Below are 18,266 nucleotides of genomic sequence, written 5' to 3'. Positions count from 1 at the left end.
TCGGGGTGGTGCCGCGTGACGCGGGCCGCGAGGAGGCCGCGCGTACCTACGTGACGAGCCCCCGGCTGATGACCAGGCGCTGGATCTGGTTGGTGCCCTCGAAGATCTGGGTGATCTTGGCTTCGCGCATGTACCGCTCGACCGGGAAGTCGCGGGTGTAGCCGTAGCCGCCGAGGACCTGGACGGCGTCCGTCGTGACCTTCATGGCCGTGTCGGTGGCGATGAGCTTGGCCGCGCTGGCCTGGCGGCTGAAGGGGCGGCCGAGGTCGCGGCGGCGGGCCGCGTCCAGGTAGGTGGCGCGGGCCGCGTCGACGGCGGCGGCCATGTCGGCGAGGAGGAATCCGAGTCCCTGGTGGTCGATGATCCGGCGGCCGAAGGTGGTCCGCTCGTTCGCGTACGCGACGGCGGCGTCGAGGGCGGCCTGGGCGAGGCCCGTGGCGCAGGCGGCGATGCCGAGGCGGCCGCTGTCGAGCGCGCTGAAGGCGATCTGGAGGCCCTGACCCTCGTCCCCGACGAGCCGGTCGGCGTCGAGGAGCGCGCCGTCCCAGTAGGCGGAGGTGGTGGGGACCGCCTGGAGGCCCATCTTGCGCTCGGGGACACCGAAGCTGAGGCCCTCGGTGGCGCCGGGGGCGAGGAAGCAGGAGATGCCGTGGCTGCCGGGCGCGGTACGGGCGAAGAGCGCGTAGAAGTCGGCCCTGCCGCCGTGGGTGATCCATGCCTTGGTGCCGGTGATCCGGTACCCGCTGCCGTCGTCCTGTCGCTCGGCCTTGCAGGCGAGGGCGGCCGCGTCGGAGCCGGCCTGCGGCTCGGAGAGGCTGTAGCCGCCGATGGTGCGGCCCTCCAGCATCTCCGGCAGCCAGCGCTCCTTCTGCTCGGTGGTGCCGAAGGTGTGGAGCGGGTGGCAGGCGAGGGTGTGGACGCTGGTGGCGACGGCGACGGCCGCCCAGCGCGCGGCGAGCTCTTCGAGAACCTGCAGGTAGACCTCGTACGGCTGGCCTCCGCCGCCGTACTCCTCCGGGTACGGCAGGCCGAGGAGTCCGGCCTCGCCGAGGGTCGCGAAGAGTCCCTCGGGATAGGTCTCGGCGGCCTCGTGCTCGTCCACCTTGGGAGAGAGCTCCTTGTCGGCGATCTCCCGGGTGAGGGCGATGAGGTCCGCTGCCTCGGGGGTGGGAAGCAGGCGGTCGACATCCATGGCGACTCCAGCGGCGCGCAAAGTGGTACTGGGGAAGGTACTGCAGTACCGCTTAGAGTAGCGCAGAAGGGTGCTGCCGTAACCCCCGAGAACGCCGGCCTGGAATACTGACCGGGTGATCGAGACCTCTGCCGCCGATGCCCCGAAGCTGACGGGCCGCGGCGCGGCGCGCCGCTCCGCCCTCTTCGAGGAGCTCGTCGCCCTCCTCGTCGGCGAGGGTTTCGCCCGGCTGACGCTCGACGACCTCGCCGCGCGCCTCCGCTGCTCGAAGCGGACCCTGTACGGCCTGGCCGGCAGCAAGGAGCAGCTGGTCCGTGCGGCGGTCGTGCACTTCTTCCGACGCGCCACGGCCCGGGTCGAGGCGGTCCTGGCCGCTGCGACCGATCCCGCCGAGCGGCTCGCCGCCTATCTGCGGGCGGTTTCGGCCGAGCTGGCGCCGGTCTCGCCGCAGTTCTTCGACGACGTGGCGGCGTTCGAACCGGCGGCGGAGGTGTACGAGCGCAACACACGCGCGGCGGCCGGCCGGGTCCAGCAGCTCATCGAGGAGGGCGTCCGGGCGGGCGTCTTCCGTGAGGTGCACGTGACCTTCGCTGCCGACGTCATCTCCTCGGTGATGGTCCGCATCCAGCGCCGCCAGGTGGCCGCGGCGACCGGCCTCGCCGACGCCGAGGCGTACGAACAGCTGGCCGAACTGCTCCTCAGCGGCCTCCGCAGGGCCTAGGAGCGCCTTGTCGATCACGCCGCGAGCCCGGCCTGATCGGCACGACACGCCCCGGGCCCGGCGGGGCGCGCATGGCTGGTTCCCGCCCCCGTTCGGTCACTCTGCGCAGGTGATCCACTACCGTGTGCCGCTCCACTGACCACCCACCCAGGGAGACCTCCGCGTGGAGCGCAGCCGTACCGCCTTCAGGATCCGTGCCGTCCTCGCCACCATGGGCGTCACCGCCGCCCTCACCGTGGCCCCGGCGGCGCAGGCCACCCCCGACGGGCAGCACGCGAAGCCCGTCGCCGCTCCCCCGGCACAGTGCACCGGGGAGTTTCAGGGCGACAAGCGCCTCGGCCCGAAGTTCCTGCCGAAGAAGTGGCAGGAGCCGGTGGGCCCGCTGCTCAACCGCTACCACCGGACCGGGAAGCTCTCCCCCGCCGACTTCCTCAAGAAGTACTGGGAGGGTCCGGCCGACACGGGCAGCTGGAAGTACCCGCCGAACGACGGCTTCGGCGAGGTCAACGGCACCGTCGACAAGGCGCCGGAGCTGCTTGAGGAGGGCGAGCGCCTGGACCGCTTCGGTTCGGAGTTCGGCGGCTATCTGGCCCCTGCGGGTGACGCCTACGCCAAGCGCGCGCTGCCCCCGCAGAACCTCAACACGCGGGACGCGGCCTTCCCCTGCGACTACCACCTGTACGAGGTGACGCGGGAGTTCGTGGTCTGGGAGGGCTCCATCGCGCCCTGGTTCGAGCAGCCGGGCGGCGGCCGCCAGATCAAGCTGGACGCGGCGTTCCTGAACCCGGGCGAGGGGCAGCGCCTCAACGTCAAGTGGCTGCTCGACAACGGCTATCTGGTACGCGTCCCCGCGTGACCGACCGTACCGACGGCGCCGCCGGCACCGGCCGCCACGCGCTGGACCGGGCACTCCGGGAGGCCGGAGTGCCCGAGGGGTACTACTGGATCGAGGGCGTCCACGAACCGGCGCCCACCCCGCCCGACTTCGCCTATCTGCGAGCGAGGCCGGGCGGGGTCGGCTGGGAGACCGGGGTGTACGAGCGGGGCGCGTACGAGCCGGTCGCCGCGCACGACACCGAGGCGGACGCCTGCGCCCACCTCCGGACGCTCCTGGGCGTGTAGCGCACGGTGGGCGCGGGTGCAGGCCGCGAGGTGCTGCTCCCGGTAGCGGATGCGCTCCGGTCGTGGACCGCGTCGTCGACGAAGCGCCCGCGTTCAGGTCCTGAAGCCCTCGGAGGCTTAATTCAGGATGTGAGTTAAACCTCAAGAGAAGGTCGCGCGAGGGTCCTGGCAGCGGTATGTTGCGCTGAGGACTACTTCACCTGGGGGCCAAGTGACCATGCGGAACGGCCGCACCGTGCGTGACCTGCGACGCGAGAACCGCACCGCCGTCCTTCAACGCCTCTACTTCGACGGGCCGATGAGCCGCTTCTCGCTCGGCCCCGCGACGGGTCTCAGCTCCGGCTCCATCAGCAACGTGGTCGCGGAGCTCGTCGCGGAGGGCCTGGTCGAGGAGGCGGGCAGCGTCGACTCGGCCGGCGGACGCCCCCGTACCCTGCTCCGCGTCTCCCCCGGCAGCGGCTGCATGATCGGCGTCGACGTGGGCGAGACCCGGGTCAGGATCGAGCTGTTCGACCTCACCCTCACCGAACTCGCCCGCACCGAACGCCCGTTGGCGGTCGACAGCCCGAACCCCCATGAACGGTACGAGGTCGGGGTCGTCGTCGGGCACGTCCGGGAAGGCATCGCGGAGGTGCTGCGGACCGCGGACGTGCCCGCGGAGCGACTCCTCGGGGTCGGCGTCGGCGTGCCCGGCATCGTGGCCCGCACAGCCGAGGACGGGGCGGTCGTGCACGGCCAGACCATCGGCTGGGACGCGGTCCCCCTGGAGCGGCTCCTTCGCGAGAGCGTGGACCTGCCGGCCACCGTGCCGTACTGGATCGACAACGGCGCCAAGACGCTGGGCCAGGCCGAGATGTGGTTCGGCGCCGGGCGGGGCGCGCGCAGCGCCGTGGTCGTCCTCTTCGGCTCGGGCGTCGGCGCCTGCGTGCTGACGGACCCGATGGGGCCGGGACGGGCGATCGAGTGGGGTCATCTGACGGTACGGGTCCGGGGTCGGCGCTGCCGCTGCGGAGCCCAGGGCTGTCTGGAGGCGTACGCGGGCGCCGAAGCCCTCCTGGAACGGTGGCGCGAGGCCGGCGGGCAGCCCCCGGCCGACACGGACGAGGAAACCGCCCTGACGGCGATGCTGGCGGCGGCGTATCCGGCGGAGGCGACGGCGGATCCCGACGCGACCGCGCTCGCCGTCCTGGAGGAGACCGCCGAGTACCTGGGCGCCGGATTCGCCGACCTGATCAACCTCTTCCAGCCCGAGCGGATCCTCGTCGGCGGCTGGGCCGGTCTCCAGCTCGGCGCCCGCTTCCTGGAGACGGTCAAGGGGTACGCGAGCGAGTACGCCCTCACGTACCCGGCAGCCCGGGTCGACATCGGCATGGGCACGCTCGGCCCCGACGCGGTCACGGTCGGCGCGGCGATCCTGCCGCTCGCGGACTTCTTCGGCCGGGGCGGGCGGCGGGCCGAGGCGGAGACCGCCGAGGAACAGCCCGCCTGGGCGTCGACCGTACGGGAAAGGGCGGCGCACTGAACCTGCGCCGGGCCCTTCGCCTTCGGTGACGCGCTCGCCGTCCTCACTCACGGGGGCGGATACGCCGCCGCGCTCGGCATCCACGCCGCGACCGGCGCCGTGGCGCCCGGTGGGTCCCAGCCGCCTCAACCGGGCCCGGACTCGGCTTCCTCCGCCTGTTCCCGGGCCGCCATCACGTCCTCGCCGTGCGCGAACGCCCATGCGCCGAAGGCCTCGATCGGCTCCAGCAGCGTCCGCCCCAGCGCGGTGAGGGCGTACTCCACGCGCGGTGGGGAACCGGGGTACGCGCGGCGTTCCACCAGGCCGTTGAACTGGAGTCGGCGCAGTGTCTCCGTGAGCACCTTGGGGCTGATCCCGCCGATCCGCTCGCGCAGTTCACCGGGGCGCACGGGGCCCCTGCGCAGCCCCCACACCACGACGGCGTTCCACGTGTTGGCGAGCAGGTCGAAGGCGAGCCGGGCCTGGCAGTCGGCGATGAAGCCGTGATCGCTGGTCACTTACCAGATGGTGCCCCAGCGGTTTCCTAGTGTCGTCCCGAATCCGAAGGACGGGTCGTCACAAGGAGGTTGGACACATGATGAGGATCGGGATCGTCGGTACGGGAACCATGGCGCGGGTCCTGGGTGCGCAGTGGGCGCGGGGCGGCCACGACGTGCTGGTGGGCGGGCGGGACACGGACCGCGCCGCCGCCCTCGCCGAACGGATCGGCGGACGGTCGGGAACCCCGCGGGACGCGGCCGAGCACGGCCGGGACGCGGTGCTGTTGGCCGTTCCGTACGGCGCGGCGGTCGCGGTGACGTCCGGCCTCGCCGACGCCGTACGAGGCAGGACGCTGGTGGACTGCACCAACCCGGTGGCGCCGGGCTTCGTCCTCGAGACCCGGGGCGGGCCCTCGGCCGCCGAGCGCATCGCGGCCGCGGCGCCCGGCGCGTCCGTGGTCAAGGCCTTCAACCTCTGCCACGAGAGCGTGTGGTCCAGGACCCCGCCGGTCTTCGACGGACGCCCCCTCGCGGTGCCGCTCTGCGGTGACGACGCGCCGGCTCTGGAAGCCGTACGACACCTCGTCCGCGACCTCGGCTGCGTGCCGCTCGACGGAGGCGGGCTCGACCGGGCGGGTCTCCTTGAGGCGACGGCGGCCCTCCTGATCGGCCTGTGGGTGGGCGAGGGTGCGGACGCCCAGGCGATCGCTCCGCCGCTGGCGTACGCGGGGGTCGATCTCGCCTGATGCGCCGGCGCCACCCGGAAAGCGACCGTCAGGCGACGGAGCCTATGCGCCCCGTCGGCTCGTGGGGGCCGTCGTGGTGGATCGGGGTGTGGGCGCCCGTGAGGGAGAGGCCGGTGCCGCCCCGGCGGTTGGCCACGATCTCGGCGCCGATCGACAGGGCGGTCTCCTCGGGCGTACGGGCGCCGAGGTCGAGGCCGATCGGGGAGCGCAGCCGGGCGAGTTCGAGTTCGGTGACGCCGACCTCGCGGAGGCGCTTGTTGCGGTCCTCGTGGGTGCGGCGGGAGCCCATCGCGCCGACGTAGGCGACGGGAAGCTTGAGCGCGGACTCTAGGAGGGGCACGTCGAACTTGGCGTCGTGGGTCAGGACGCAGAGCACCGTGCGGCCGTCGACCTCCGTGGACGCCAGGTAGCGGTGGGGCCATTCGACGACGATCTCGTCGGCCTCGGGGAAGCGGGCCGGCGTCGCGAAGACGGGCCGCGCGTCGCACACGGTGACGTGGTAGCCGAGGAACTTGCCGACCCGGACGAGGGCGGCGGCGAAGTCGATGGCGCCGAAGACGATCATGCGGGGGGCGGGGACCGAGGACTCGACCAGGAGGGTCAGCGGCTGTCCGCAGCGGCTGCCGTCCTCGCCGATCTCCACCGTGCCGGTGCGGCCCGCGTCGAGCATCGCGCGGGCCTCGGCCGCCGCGGTGCGGTCCAGCTCCGGGTGGCCGCCGAGCTTCCCCTCGTACGAGCCGTCGGGGCGGACCAGGAGGGCCCGGCCCATCAGGTCCTCGGGGCCGGAGACGATCCGGGCCAGGGCCGCCGCCTCCCCCGTGACGGCGGCGGCCAGGGCGGCGGGGAAGACCCCGCCGCGGACCGGAGTGACGAGGATGTCGATGATGCCGCCGCAGGTCAGACCGACCGCGAAGGCGTCCTCGTCGCTGTAGCCGAAGCGCTCGACGACGGTCCTGCCGTCTTCGAGGGCCTGCTGACAGAGGTCGTAGACCGCGCCCTCCACACACCCGCCGGAGACCGAGCCGATCGCCGTGCCGTCGCTGTCGACGGCGAGCGCGGCGCCCGGCTGCCGGGGCGCGCTCCCGCCGACCGCCACGACCGTGGCGACGGCGAACTCGCGTCCCTGCTCGACCCACCGGTGCAGCTCTTCGGCGATGTCCAGCATCTCGGATCTCCTCGATGTGTGTGTGTGGAGGGCGACGGTACGGGCGTCAGTTGACGCCCAGCCAGCTCTCGAGCGGATGGATCGCGAAGAACACGATGAAGATCGCGGTCAGGCCCCACATGAAGGCGCCCACTTCGCGTGCCTTGCCCTGCGCCGTCTTGATGACGGTGTAGGAGATGACGCCGGCCGCGACACCCGTGGTGATGGTGTACGTGAAGGGCATCAGGACCACGGTGAGGAACACCGGGATCGCGACGGAGCGGTCGCTCCAGTCGACGTGCTTGGCGTTCTGCATCATCATCGCGCCGATGACGACCAGGGCCGCGGAGGCCACCTCGGCGGGCACGATCGCGGTGATCGGCGTGAAGAAGAGGCAGGCCGCGAAGAACGCGCCGGTGACGACGGAGGACAGACCCGTACGGGCACCCTCGCCGACGCCGGTGGCCGACTCGACGAAGACGGTCTGGCCGGAGCCGCCGCCGACGCCGCCGATGACACCGCCGGCGCCGTCGATGAACAGCGCCTTGGACAGGCCGGGCATCCGGCCCTGGGAGTCCGCGAGCTTGGCCTCGGAGCCGACACCGATGATGGTGGCCATGGCGTCGAAGAAGCCGGCGAGCACCAGGGTGAAGATGATCATGGTGATCGTGATGTAGCCGACGTCGCCCCAGCCGCTGAACGACACCTCGCCGATGAGCGAGAAGTCCGGCGTGGAGACCGCGCTGCCGTTGAGCTCCGGCGGGCCGGCGAACCAGGACTTGGCCGGCAGGTCGCCGACGGCGTTGACGACGGCGGCGATGACCGTGCCGGCGACGATGCCGATGAGGATGGCGCCGGGCACGTTGCGGGCCTGGAGCGCGAAGATCAGCAGCAGGGTGAAGGCGAAGATCAGGACCGGCCAGCCGGCCAGCTCACCGGCCGGGCCGAGGACGACAGGGCCACCACCGGGAGAGGGGTTCTCGTGGACGAAGCCCGCCTTGACGAAGCCGATCAGTGCGATGAAGAGGCCGATGCCGATGGTGATCGCGTGCTTGATCGCCAGCGGGATCGCGTTCATGATCATCTCACGGAGGCCGGTGACCACCAGGAGACAGATCACCACACCGTAGGCCACACACATGGCCATGGCCTGCGGCCAGGTCATGACGGCGATGACCTGCGAGGACAGCACGCCGGAGACACTGAGACCGGCCGCGAGGGCGAGCGGGACCTTGCCCCAGAAGCCCATCAGCAGGGTGGTCACGGCAGCGGCGAGCGCGGTGGCGGTGATGAGTGCGGGCTGGCTGAGGACGTTGCCGTCCACATCCTTGCCGCCGAGGATCAGGGGGTTGAGCAGGAGAATGTACGCCATCGCCATGAAGGTGGTGACGCCGCCGCGGATCTCCGTCGCGACGGTGGATCCTCTCTCCGAGATGTGAAAGTACCGGTCGAGCCAAGAGCGGCCGGCGGGGACGTTCGAGCCGGAGCCCGCGTCCTCCGAAGCGGTCTTGGGCTCCACAGACGACTGGGTCATGGGGCCTACTCCCAAGGTTCAAAGGGGCACCCGCGTCAGACTTCGAAGGACTTCTGATCTGGTGAAGATTGCGGGATTTGGGATGATGCGTGGCTGCACGACCCGGGGGACGGCCCGAGGCGAACGGAATGGTTCGGTACTGCGGTACTGCGGTGCTGCTGGTACTACGGGGTGTTGCGGGTACTGCGGGTACTACGGGGGGTTACTCCGGGCGGTACGGGCGGTGGAAGTGTGACGTTCCGGGGAGGCACGGACCGCCCGGAGAGTCCTACAGGGTGCCGGTGAGCGCCTCGGGGCGGACCGGCGTCTTGTTGAGCTCCAGACCCGTCGCCGCCCGGATCGCCGCGAGGACGGCCGGGGTGGACGACAGGGTCGGGGCCTCACCGATGCCCCGCACGCCGTACGGCGCGTTGGGATCGGCCAGCTCGAGGTAGTCGACCGGGATGGTCGGCGTGTCGAGGATGGTCGGGATCAGATAGTCCGTGAAGGAGGGGTTGCGCACCTTCGCGGTCTTCGGGTCGACGATGATCTCCTCCATCACCGCCACGCCCAGGCCCTGGGTGGTGCCACCCTGGATCTGGCCGATGACGGAGAGCGGGTTGACCGCCTTGCCGACGTCCTGGGCACAGGCCAGTTCGATGACCTTGACCAGGCCGAGCTCGGTGTCGACCTCCACCACCGCGCGGTGCGCGGCGAAGGCGTACTGGACGTGACCGTCGCCCTGGCCGGTGACGAGATCGAAGGCCTGGGTGGGGCGGTGCCGCCACTCCTCCTCGACCTCCACGGCCTGGTCCTCCAGGACGTCCACGATGGTGGCGAGGGCCTCGCCGCCGTCGGTGACGACCTTGCCGCCCTCCAGGAGGAGTTCGGCGTTGGCCCACGCCGGGTGGTACGAGCCGAACTTGCGCCGGCCGATCTCCAGGACCTTCTCGCGGACGATCTCGCAGGAGTTCTTGATGGCGCCGCCGGTCATGTACGTCTGACGGCCCGCGGAGGTCGAACCGGCCGAGCCCACCTGGGTGTCGGCGGGATGGATGGTGACCTGCTGGACGCCGAGCTCGGTGCGGGCGATCTGCGCGTGGATGGTGACACCGCCCTGGCCGACCTCCGCCATCGCGGTGTGGACCGTGGCGACGGCCTCGCCGTTGATGACCTCCATGCGGATCTTGGCGGTCGAGTAGTCGTCGAAGCCCTCGGAGAAGCCGACGTTCTTGATGCCGACGGCGTAGCCGACACCCCGGACGACACCCTCGCCGTGCGTGGTGTTGGAGAGGCCACCCGGAAGGGCGCGGACGTCCGCGTCCTCGCCGGCCGCGAGCCACTGCTGCTCCGGCGGCATCGGGCGGGCCTTGACGATGCGCAGCAGCTCGGCGACCGGGGCCGGCGAGTCCACGACCTGGCCGGTCGGCATGATCGTGCCCTGCTCCATGGCGTTGAGCTGGCGCAGTTCCACCGGGTCCATGCCCAGCTTCGCGGCGAGCTTGTCCATCTGGGCCTCGTACGCGAAGCAGGCCTGGACCGCGCCGAAGCCGCGCATCGCGCCGCAGGGCGGGTTGTTGGTGTAGAGGCCGATCGCCTCGATCTCGACGTCCTCGATGACGTACGGGCCGACCGAGAGGGACGAGGCGTTGCCGACGACCGAGGCCGTGGACGACGCGTAGGCGCCGCCGTCGAGCACGATCTTGCACTTCATGTGCGTGAGCTTGCCGTCCTTGGTGGCGCCGTGCTCGTACCAGAGCTTCGCCGGGTGCCGGTGGACGTGCCCGAAGAAGGACTCGAAGCGGTTGTAGACCATCTTGACCGGCTTGCCGGTGCGCAGCGCGAGGATGGACGCGAGGATCTGCATGGAGATGTCCTCGCGGCCGCCGAACGCACCTCCGACGCCGGCCATCGTCATGCGGATCTTCTCCTCGGGCAGGCCGAGGCAGGGGGCGATCTGCTTGAGGTCCGAGTGCAGCCACTGGGTGGCGACGTACAGGTCGACGCCGCCGTCCTCGGCCGGCACGGCGAGGCCGGACTCGGGGCCGAGGAAGGCCTGGTCCTGCATGCCGAAGGTGTACTCGCCGGTGACGATGACGTCGGCCTTCTTGGCGGCCTCGGTCGCGTTGCCGCGGATGATCGGCTGGCGGTGCACGATGTTCGGGTGCGGGACGTGACCGGAGTGGTGGTCGTCGCGGTTCTCGTGGACCAGGATCGCGTCCGGAGCGGTGGCCGAGGCCTCGTCCGTGATGACCGGGAGCTCCCGGTACTCGATCTTGATCTTCGCGGCGGCGCGGCGGGCGGTCTCCGGGTGGTCGGCGGCCACGAGGGCGACCGGCTCACCGTGGTGACGGACCTTGCCGTAGGCGAGGACCGGGGTGTCCTGGAACTCCATGCCGTAGTTCTTCGCGGCGGGCAGGTCCTCGTGCGTCAGGACGGCGTAGACGCCGTCCATCGTGAGGGCCTCGGAGGTGTCGATGGACAGGATCTCGGCGTGCGCGACCGTGGAGCGCAGGATCTGACCCCACAGCATGTCCTCGTGCCACATGTCCGAGGAGTACGCGAACTCGCCGGTGACCTTGAGGGTGCCGTCCGGACGGAGCGTGGACTCGCCGATGCCGCCCTTGGTGTGGTTCTGCGTGACGTCGGTGGGCGTGCCCACCGGAGTCGTGCGTGTGTTCTGAGCCATCGTCAGACCGCCTCTCCCTGACGCTCCTGGCGAGCGGCCGCGAGGCGGACCGCGTCGAGGATCTTCTCGTAACCCGTGCAACGGCAGAGGTTGCCGGAGAGCGCCTCGCGGATGTCCGCGTCCGTCGGGGACGGGTTGCGCTCCAGCATCTCGTCGGCCGCGACCAGCAGACCGGGGGTGCAGAAGCCGCACTGCACGGCGCCGGCGTCGATGAACGCCTGCTGGATCGGGGACAGTTCGACGCCCTCGCCGGTCTGCGAGTCCTGACCCGGCTTCGCTTCCCACTTCTTGGCGGCGTCGAGCGAGGTGCCACAGGCACCGGAGGCGCAACCGGCGTGCTCCGCGCGGTCCTTGGCGAACTCGGCGAGGCCTTCGACGGTGACGACCTCGCGGCCCTCGACCTGACCGGCGGCGACGAGACAGGAACAGACCGGCACTCCGTCGAGGCGGACTGTGCAGGAACCGCACTCGCCCTGCTCGCAGGCGTTCTTGGAGCCGGGGAGCCCCATCCGCTCACGCAGGACGTAGAGGAGGGACTCGCCCTCCCAGACGTCGTCGGCTTCCTGCGGACGTCCGTTGACCGTGAAATTGACGCGCATGGTTATGCAGCTCCCTCAAGCGAGCGGCCGGTGCCGCGGTACTGCTCCCAGGTCCAGCCGAGCTGGCGGCGGGCCATGATGCCGACGGCGTGGCGGCGGTACTTGGCGGTGCCTCGGACATCGTCGATCGGGTTGGCGGCGCCGGAGCAGAGGTCGGCGAACTGCTTCGCGATCGACGGGGTGATGATCTTGCCGTTGTCCCAGAAGCCGCCCTCCTCCAGAGCCGCGTTCAGGAAGGCCTCGGCCTCCTTGGCGCGGATCGGGGTCGGCGCGGCCGAGCCGATGCCGGTGCGCACGGTCCGGGTCTCCGGGTGCAGGGCCAGGCCGAAGGCGCAGACGGCGATGACCATCGCGTTGCGGGTGCCGACCTTGGAGTACTGCTGGGGGCCGTCCGCCTTCTTGATGTGGACGGTCTTGATGAGCTCGTCGGGCTGGAGCGCGTTGCGCTTCACGCCCGTGTAGAACTCGTCGATCGGGATGAACCGGATGCCGCGCACCGACTCGACCTCGACCTCGGCGCCCGCGGCGAGCAGCGCCGGGTGGGCGTCGCCGGCGGGCGAGGCGGTACCGAGGTTGCCCCCGACGCCGCCGCGGTTACGGATCTGCGGGGAGGCGACCGTGTGCGAGGCGAGTGCCAGACCGGGCAGCTCGGCCCGCAGGTTCTCCATGATCTGGGTGTACGGAACGGCGGCGCCGAGGCGGACGTTCTCCTCGCCGACCTCCCACTCGCGCAGCAGCTCGATGCGGTTCAGGTCCAGGAGGTACTCGGGCCGCCGGTGGTCGAAATTGATCTCGACCATGACGTCCGTGCCACCCGAAAGGGGCACGGCCGTGGGGTGCTCTGCCTTGGCGGCGAGCGCCTCCTCCCAGCTGGCGGGGCGAAGGAAGTCCATGGTGGCTCTCTTCTAGTGATTCTGGTGATCGGGGGTCGTGCGCAGGGTTCCGGGGGGACGGCCGGTCCTCGACTTCACGTTCATGTGCTGTTCACGCGGTGTGTGGCCTAGTACACAAGCCCACGATCGCCCGGGTGCAGTCACCGAAAACATGAAGGAGTTGGCTGGGTCCCGTCGTCGTCTTGTAGATTCGAACGAAAGGCGGGGAACGGTTACCTCGCTGTTTTCCCCTGGAAACGGTGGCCACACGCCACCGTCGACAACGCGACAACCCCACCACCCACTGACGAAGGAACGGCGGCGACACGATGCGGCTGCGCGCACTGCTGGAGAACGACGCGCTCGGGCTGCGCCTGCTCGGCGGCGAGGACGAGCTCGACCGCACCGTCCGCGGCGTGATGACGACGGACCTCAAGGATCCCAGCCGGTACCTGTCCGGCGGCGAGCTGGTGCTCACCGGCCTCGCCTGGCTGCGGGAGCCGGCCGACGCCGAGCCCTTCGCACGGATCCTGGCGTCGGCCGGGGTCGCCGCCCTGGCGGCGGGCGAGGCGGAGCTGGGCGACATCCCCGACGATCTCGTAGCGGCGTGTTCACGCCATCGGCTGCCGCTCTTCGCGGTGAACGAGACCGTTGCTTTCGCGACGATCACCGAGCACGTTGTTCGACAGGTGTCCGGCGAGCGGGCGGGCGACCTGGCAGCCGTCGTCGACCGGCACCGGCGGCTCATGACCTCGGGACCGGCGGGCGGCGGCCCCGAGGTGGTCCTCGACCTGCTGGGCTCCGACCTGGACCTGCGGGCCTGGGTCCTCTCCCCCACCGGCCGCCAGATCGCGGGCGCGGGCGAGCCCCTCCCGGCCTCGCTGGCCGCCACCCTGGCCGGTGAGCACCTGGCCGCCACCCGGACCGGGCGGCGCGGTCCGCACCGGCTGAGCACGGGCGGAACGGCGTACTCCCTCTTCCCGATCCGCAACACCGGCCGGGGCGCCGCGCCCGCCTCCCGTGACGTGCGCGAGACGGTCCTTTCGGACTGGCTGCTCGCCGTCGAGGCGGACGCCGGGGACTGGCCGGCCGCCCGGCTCGACCTGCTCCAGGGCGTCACCCAGCTGATCGCCGTCGAGCGGGACCGGCGCGACGCGGCCCGTACGGTACGGCGCCGGCTCGCCCAGGAGGTCCTGGAGCTGGTGCAGACGGGCGCCGCGCCCGCCGAGATCGCGGCCAGGCTGCGGGTCGCGGCCCCGGTGCTGCTGCCCGGGCTCGGCACGGCCCCGCACTGGCAGGTGGTCGTGGCCCGGGTCGAATGGGAGCAGGAGGCCGGTCAGGGCCCCGCCGTGGACGCCGGCCCGGTCGCCCAGGCGCTCCTGGAGGAGATCCTCGTCGACCCGGCGACCGTGGGCGCCGAGTCCGCCGACCGGATCGCCGTCGCGCACAGCGGCGACGAGGCCATCGCCCTGGTCCCGCTGGCCGCGGGCCCGCTGCCGGACAGCGAGGACGAGAGCCCGGCCACCGCGCTGGGCCTGCACGCGGACGCGCTGCTCGCGGCCGTACGCGCTCCGCTGTCGGCCGGTCTCGCCGACGACGGGCGGCTGACCCTCGGCGTCAGCGCGGCCGTGCACTCGGCGGAGGGCCTGCGCGGGGCCCTGGAGGAGGCACGGCACGCCCGCCGGGTCGCCGCCGCCCGTCCGGGCCGGGTCTGCGCCGCCGGCCACCACGAGCTGGCCTCGCACGTGCTGCTGCTGCCGTTCGTCCCGGACGACGTCCGGCGCGCGTTCACGGCCCGGCTGCTCGACCCGCTGCGCGACTACGACCGGCGGCACCGCGCGGAGCTGATCCCGACGCTGGAGGCCTTCCTGGACTGCGACGGCTCCTGGACCCGCTGCGCGACCCGGCTCCACCTGCACGTGAACACGCTGCGTTACCGGGTGGGCCGGATCGAGCAGCTCACGGGCCGTGATCTGTCCCGTCTGGAGGACAAGCTCGACTTCTTCCTCGCCCTCCGGATGAGCTGATCGGATGAGCGGAGATCTCCCACGCGGATTCACCCCTTCGGGCGAGTCCGGTGGAGTGACGTCCGGGCCGGTGGGGGCCCGTCGGCCGGACCGGCCGGCGGGCCTCGCCGGGGCCTGATCACGGGCCCGTCGGCGATCTGACGGCCTGTCGGTCGCGGTCCGGACGGCGGCGCCCCGACGCACCGGTGTCTTGTGAATTCTTTCACCTGACCCCTTGGCCAGGTACTGCCCTTCGTGCTGAGATGCGGGTCTCACTCAACAGCTCAATGGCGCGCTCGGGGAGGGCAATGTGGCGGACACCGCCATGTCTGGTTCCGAATCAAGGGGCGGCGAAGATCCGTCCCTCGCCTACGGCAAGGAGACTCCCGTGGAGACCGCCATATGGCGGCTCCGCTCCCGAGGGTGCTGGACGGACGCCGCGGCGCTGCTCGCCCCGCACGCGAACGAACCGGCCGCCGCACTCGAACGGGCCGCGCTGCTGATCGAGCGCTGCCTCTACACGGAACAGGGCTGGGCCGACGCGGAGGAGGCCCTCCGGGCGGCCGAGGCGGTGGCCGGCACGGACGAGGAACGCGGGGCCGCCGCCTGCGAACGCGGTTATCTGGCCTACGCGTCGACGTTGCTCGGGGTACGCGACCGGGCCGACGAGGCGCGGATGGCACTGGGCCGGGCGGCCGCCCTGATCGCCCCCTCGGCCGAGGGCCGGCCACTGCTCGACCTGCGGCGCGGGCTCATCGCGCAGAACCTCGGCGACTCCCCGCAGGCGGCCCGTGCCGCGTACCGCAGGGCGCACGCCGCGGCCACCGAGCAGGGCGACTCGCTGCTGCTCTCCTCGACCTGGCGGCATCTCGCCGGACTCGCCCTGCGGGAAGGTGAGTTGGCGGAGGCACGGCACGGCTTCGCGGAGTCGCTCAGGATCCGGGAGGAGCTGGGCTACCTGGTCGGTACGGCCCCGGCCCTCACCGCGCTCGCCACCACCGAGACGGAACCGGAGGCGGGCCGCCTGCGCGCCGAGGCCCGCCGCCTCTTCCGCCTCCTGGGCGGGGTGCCGACCTGGCTCGCGAGCCAGCTGACACCACAGCCGGCCACCTGAAGTCCCCCTGACCGAGAGGCTGGTGACGCTCCCTCAGCAGGCTTCTCGGCAGCAGGCTTTCAGTAGGACATGCGCTTCGGTGCGATACAGACCAGGCTCTCGTCGGTGCCGATGATCAGGGAGCCGGCGCCGGTGACGGCGACCGCGCGGACCGGGGGGCCCGGACGGAACGAGAGCGTCGGGCCGCCCTCCGGGCGGTGGAGTTCGACGAGACCGTCGCCCCAGGCGACGGCGACCAGCGGACCGTGCGGGGTGTCCGTCGCGTGCAGGGAGACCACCGGCGAGGGCCGTTCGGCGAGGGGTTCGGGGCGCGGGTCGCGGCCCGGGGTCCAGAGCCGGACCGTCCCGTCGGCGCCGCCGGAGCAGACGAACGGGGTCTCGGAGTCCACCGCCGAGACCGCCGTCACCCGGCCGCTGTGCGAGGCCGCCTGGTGCAGGCCCCGCAGACCGAAGGCGTGCACGGAGCCGAGCCGGTCCCCCACCACCACCGAACCGGCGATCGCCGCGAGGGCCGTGCCCGGGTGCCGGGCCAGGGTCGCCGAGACGGCCTCCGTGAGGCGCTCCAGGTACGGGGCCCGGGGCGTCGCCCCCCGTACGGTGTGCAGCCTGCCCCGGTCGTCCAGGAGCAGCACCGTGCCGTCGGGCGCCGGCGCGAGCGCGGTGACCCGGCCCGGCACCGTGTGGGCGAGACGGCCGGCCGGGCTCGCGTCGGCCTCGTGGAGGAGCCGGACGGCGCCGGTGCGGTCGCCGACGAGGAGGGTTCCCTCCAACGGCCCGCCCGCCGCGCCGAGTACGGTCACCGGCCCCGGCCAGGGAGGGGTCAGGTCGCCGCGGTGCCGGGCCCACCGGAGCCGCCAGGGGGAGCTCTCCGCCAGCTCGGCGAGCGCCGGGCGCAGCCGCGGGTCGGCCCCGTCGCCGAGCGCGGTGAGCAGCACCAACGCCCGGTCGGCAGGGGGCTGTTCGCGGCAGAGCGACTGGCCGGCCCGCATCCAGGCGGCCCGGAGCCCGCCGTGGTCCTCGGCGGCGTTCTCGCCGGGGCGGGCGGGCGCCTCGGGTCCGTCGAGAGTGCCCGGAAGTCCTGCGGCGGCGGAGCCGGTGACGTACGCCGTGGTGACGAGCAGCGGGTCGGCCGTGCAGACGGCCACCGGGTCGGAGAGGTCCGGCAGCGGCCGGTCCCGCTCCGGGGCGGCGAATCCGGCGGGGTCGGCGTCACCGTCGAGATCCACGACGGCGACCCGGCGGTCGGTGCGCAGGGCCGCGGGGGCCGGGGTGCCGCTGCGCGCCTCGACCACGAGTCGGACCCGGCCCACGCCCGCGAGCTCGGCGATCAGATCGGTGAGCGCGGCGGGTTCGGCGGCGGCGTGCAGATCGGTCAGGAGGAGGACCGCGCGACCGGCGGGCCGGGCCTCGCTGGTGGCGAGGGCGTGCACGAGGTCGCCGGGCGACCTCGCCACCACGCCGAGGCGGTCCGCGATCGTCCAGGTCGCGCCGAGCGCGCTCTGGCCGGCCAGCGGGACGAGCACCCGGGCCGTGCGGCGGCGCGGCCGGCCGGCCCTCGGGCCGTGCTTGGCGAACCAGCCGAGCAGAGCCGTCTTGCCGCTGCCGGGGGCGCCGGTGACGAGGCAGAGCCGGGGCGCCTCGGGATCGGTGAGCCAGCCGAGCAGAGCCGTGGCCTCGGCTTCCGTACCAGTGGCGGGCCGGCGTCCGTCCCATGCCGGGGACGGGGTCGCGGACGGCATGGGACACCTCACGGGCGATGCGATACGGGCGGCTGTCGCCCATGACCTTAGTGGGCGCGGGGCCCCGGGGACCGCCCCGTCGCGGGGACGGTCTCCCGGGAGCTTCCGTGGGTTCTCGGGGCGGGTCAGAGGTCGGGGTTGCCGCCCCCGGCGACGACCTTGAGCCGGCCGACCTGGACCTGGGCGGCGCGCTCCGCCCTCTCCGGTCCGAACAGGTAGGTGCTCGCGTAGGACACCACGGTGCCGACGCGCATGTAGACACCGACGTAGTCGTCCCGCTCGAAGGCGTACGTCTCGTCGGCCCCGGTCTCGGCCTTCACCGGCTTGAAGGGGCCGTCCTCGCCCTTCGACGACTTCCTCACCTCCTCCACCGCCTTCAGTACGGCGGTCGCCTCCGCCTCCGTACCGAAGGTGTAGAGCGTGAAGGTGACCCCGTCGTCCGAGGAGGAGCCGGCCAGGACCAGGTCCTTGATGCTCGCGGCCTTCACTCCGGCGCAGTCCACGTCCTCCAGCTTGTCGGCACAGAACTTCGCGGCCTCGGCCTCCGGGACCAGCTCGGGGTCGCCGCCGGTGTACGTGCCGTCGCTGAACTCGGACGACACCGGCAGGGCGTTGATGAGTCCGGTCGCGTCCAGCGAGGCCGGCTGGACCTTCTCCTTGCCGTCCGCGATCCCCGTGGCCGCCCCGGTTCCGTCGCCGTCCCCGCATCCCGTGAGTGCGACCACCATGGCCGCCGCGACGGCGATCCCCCGTACGCCCGCCCTCATCCTGATTCCCCCTGTGGCTTTGCCGGTTGACATGATCATCA

General features: G+C 72.3%; 16 protein-coding genes. 7 read left to right on the top strand and 9 right to left on the bottom strand.

The genetic code is table 11. The features are described 5' to 3' along the window. Nucleotides 1-46: 46 nt before the first annotated feature. Nucleotides 47-1,192 (bottom strand): acyl-CoA dehydrogenase family protein, encoded by a 1,146-nt coding sequence (locus OG462_RS33540; RefSeq protein ID WP_406063472.1) that lies wholly within the window; start codon nucleotides 1,190-1,192, stop codon nucleotides 47-49. Nucleotides 1,193-1,307: 115 nt separating this feature from the next. Here OG462_RS33540 and OG462_RS33535 point away from each other — a divergent pair, with 115 nt between their 5' ends. The 4 genes from OG462_RS33535 to OG462_RS33520 all read left to right on the top strand — a co-directional run bounded on the left by OG462_RS33535 (nucleotide 1,308) and on the right by OG462_RS33520 (nucleotide 4,557). Next, complete coding sequence (locus OG462_RS33535; protein ID WP_189806881.1) at nucleotides 1,308-1,913, top strand: TetR/AcrR family transcriptional regulator; 606 nt, start codon at nucleotides 1,308-1,310, stop codon at nucleotides 1,911-1,913. A gap of 211 nt (nucleotides 1,914-2,124) precedes the next feature. Then, nucleotides 2,125-2,769: a TNT domain-containing protein gene (locus OG462_RS33530; RefSeq protein ID WP_406066821.1), complete on the top strand. Its 645-nt coding sequence runs from the start codon at nucleotides 2,125-2,127 to the stop codon at nucleotides 2,767-2,769. Then, complete coding sequence (locus tag OG462_RS33525) at nucleotides 2,766-3,035, top strand: hypothetical protein (RefSeq protein WP_406063470.1); 270 nt, start codon at nucleotides 2,766-2,768, stop codon at nucleotides 3,033-3,035. Before OG462_RS33530 ends, OG462_RS33525 begins: the two co-directional genes overlap by 4 nt. A gap of 211 nt (nucleotides 3,036-3,246) precedes the next feature. Then, complete coding sequence (locus tag OG462_RS33520; protein ID WP_406063468.1) at nucleotides 3,247-4,557, top strand: ROK family protein; 1,311 nt, start codon at nucleotides 3,247-3,249, stop codon at nucleotides 4,555-4,557. A gap of 125 nt (nucleotides 4,558-4,682) precedes the next feature. Here OG462_RS33520 and OG462_RS33515 read toward each other — a convergent pair whose 3' ends face one another. Beyond that, nucleotides 4,683-5,054, bottom strand: coding sequence for a winged helix-turn-helix transcriptional regulator (locus OG462_RS33515; protein ID WP_406063466.1), 372 nt, complete (start codon nucleotides 5,052-5,054; stop codon nucleotides 4,683-4,685). Between the two features lie 80 nt (nucleotides 5,055-5,134). Between OG462_RS33515 and OG462_RS33510 the strand changes: the two genes are divergently transcribed. Further along, nucleotides 5,135-5,782 carry an NADPH-dependent F420 reductase gene (locus tag OG462_RS33510; RefSeq protein WP_406066820.1) on the top strand — a complete coding sequence of 216 codons (648 nt, stop codon included), beginning with the start codon at nucleotides 5,135-5,137 and terminating at the stop codon, nucleotides 5,780-5,782. Nucleotides 5,783-5,810: 28 nt separating this feature from the next. On the opposite strand, the gene OG462_RS33505 is transcribed toward OG462_RS33510, so the two are convergent. The 5 genes from OG462_RS33505 to OG462_RS33485 form a co-directional block, all read right to left on the bottom strand. Further along, a complete protein-coding gene (locus OG462_RS33505; RefSeq protein WP_406063464.1) occupies nucleotides 5,811-6,947 on the bottom strand; it encodes an XdhC family protein in 1,137 nt (378 codons plus the stop codon). Nucleotides 6,948-6,993: 46 nt separating this feature from the next. Beyond that, nucleotides 6,994-8,460 (bottom strand): NCS2 family permease, encoded by a 1,467-nt coding sequence (locus OG462_RS33500; protein WP_406063463.1) that lies wholly within the window; start codon nucleotides 8,458-8,460, stop codon nucleotides 6,994-6,996. A 268-nt stretch (nucleotides 8,461-8,728) separates the two neighbouring features. Further along, nucleotides 8,729-11,128, bottom strand: coding sequence for a xanthine dehydrogenase family protein molybdopterin-binding subunit (locus OG462_RS33495; RefSeq protein WP_406063461.1), 2,400 nt, complete (start codon nucleotides 11,126-11,128; stop codon nucleotides 8,729-8,731). Between the two features lie 2 nt (nucleotides 11,129-11,130). Next, complete coding sequence (locus tag OG462_RS33490; protein ID WP_406063459.1) at nucleotides 11,131-11,727, bottom strand: (2Fe-2S)-binding protein; 597 nt, start codon at nucleotides 11,725-11,727, stop codon at nucleotides 11,131-11,133. Between the two features lie 2 nt (nucleotides 11,728-11,729). Next, entirely contained in the window at nucleotides 11,730-12,620 is an 891-nt protein-coding gene (locus OG462_RS33485) for an FAD binding domain-containing protein (RefSeq protein WP_406063457.1), read from the bottom strand. Between the two features lie 308 nt (nucleotides 12,621-12,928). On the opposite strand from OG462_RS33485, the gene OG462_RS33480 reads away from it, so the two are divergent. Together OG462_RS33480 and OG462_RS33475 are read left to right on the top strand one after the other, a co-directional pair. Continuing rightward, on the top strand, nucleotides 12,929-14,626 hold the full coding sequence (locus OG462_RS33480) for a PucR family transcriptional regulator (RefSeq protein ID WP_406063456.1): 1,698 nt from the start codon (nucleotides 12,929-12,931) through the stop codon (nucleotides 14,624-14,626). A gap of 304 nt (nucleotides 14,627-14,930) precedes the next feature. Next, nucleotides 14,931-15,719 (top strand): hypothetical protein, encoded by a 789-nt coding sequence (locus OG462_RS33475; protein ID WP_406063455.1) that lies wholly within the window; start codon nucleotides 14,931-14,933, stop codon nucleotides 15,717-15,719. A gap of 59 nt (nucleotides 15,720-15,778) precedes the next feature. On the opposite strand, the gene OG462_RS33470 is transcribed toward OG462_RS33475, so the two are convergent. Together OG462_RS33470 and OG462_RS33465 are read right to left on the bottom strand one after the other, a co-directional pair. Further along, complete coding sequence (locus OG462_RS33470) at nucleotides 15,779-17,458, bottom strand: WD40 repeat domain-containing protein (RefSeq protein ID WP_406063453.1); 1,680 nt, start codon at nucleotides 17,456-17,458, stop codon at nucleotides 15,779-15,781. 125 nt (nucleotides 17,459-17,583) lie between these two features. Then, a complete protein-coding gene (locus OG462_RS33465) occupies nucleotides 17,584-18,258 on the bottom strand; it encodes a hypothetical protein (RefSeq protein WP_406063451.1) in 675 nt (224 codons plus the stop codon). Between the last annotated feature and the right edge of the window lie 8 nt (nucleotides 18,259-18,266).

Source organism: Streptomyces sp. NBC_01077 (assembly GCF_045162855.1).
Taxonomy (GTDB): domain Bacteria; phylum Actinomycetota; class Actinomycetes; order Streptomycetales; family Streptomycetaceae; genus Streptomyces.
This window is presented reverse-complemented; position numbering and strand designations above follow the sequence as displayed.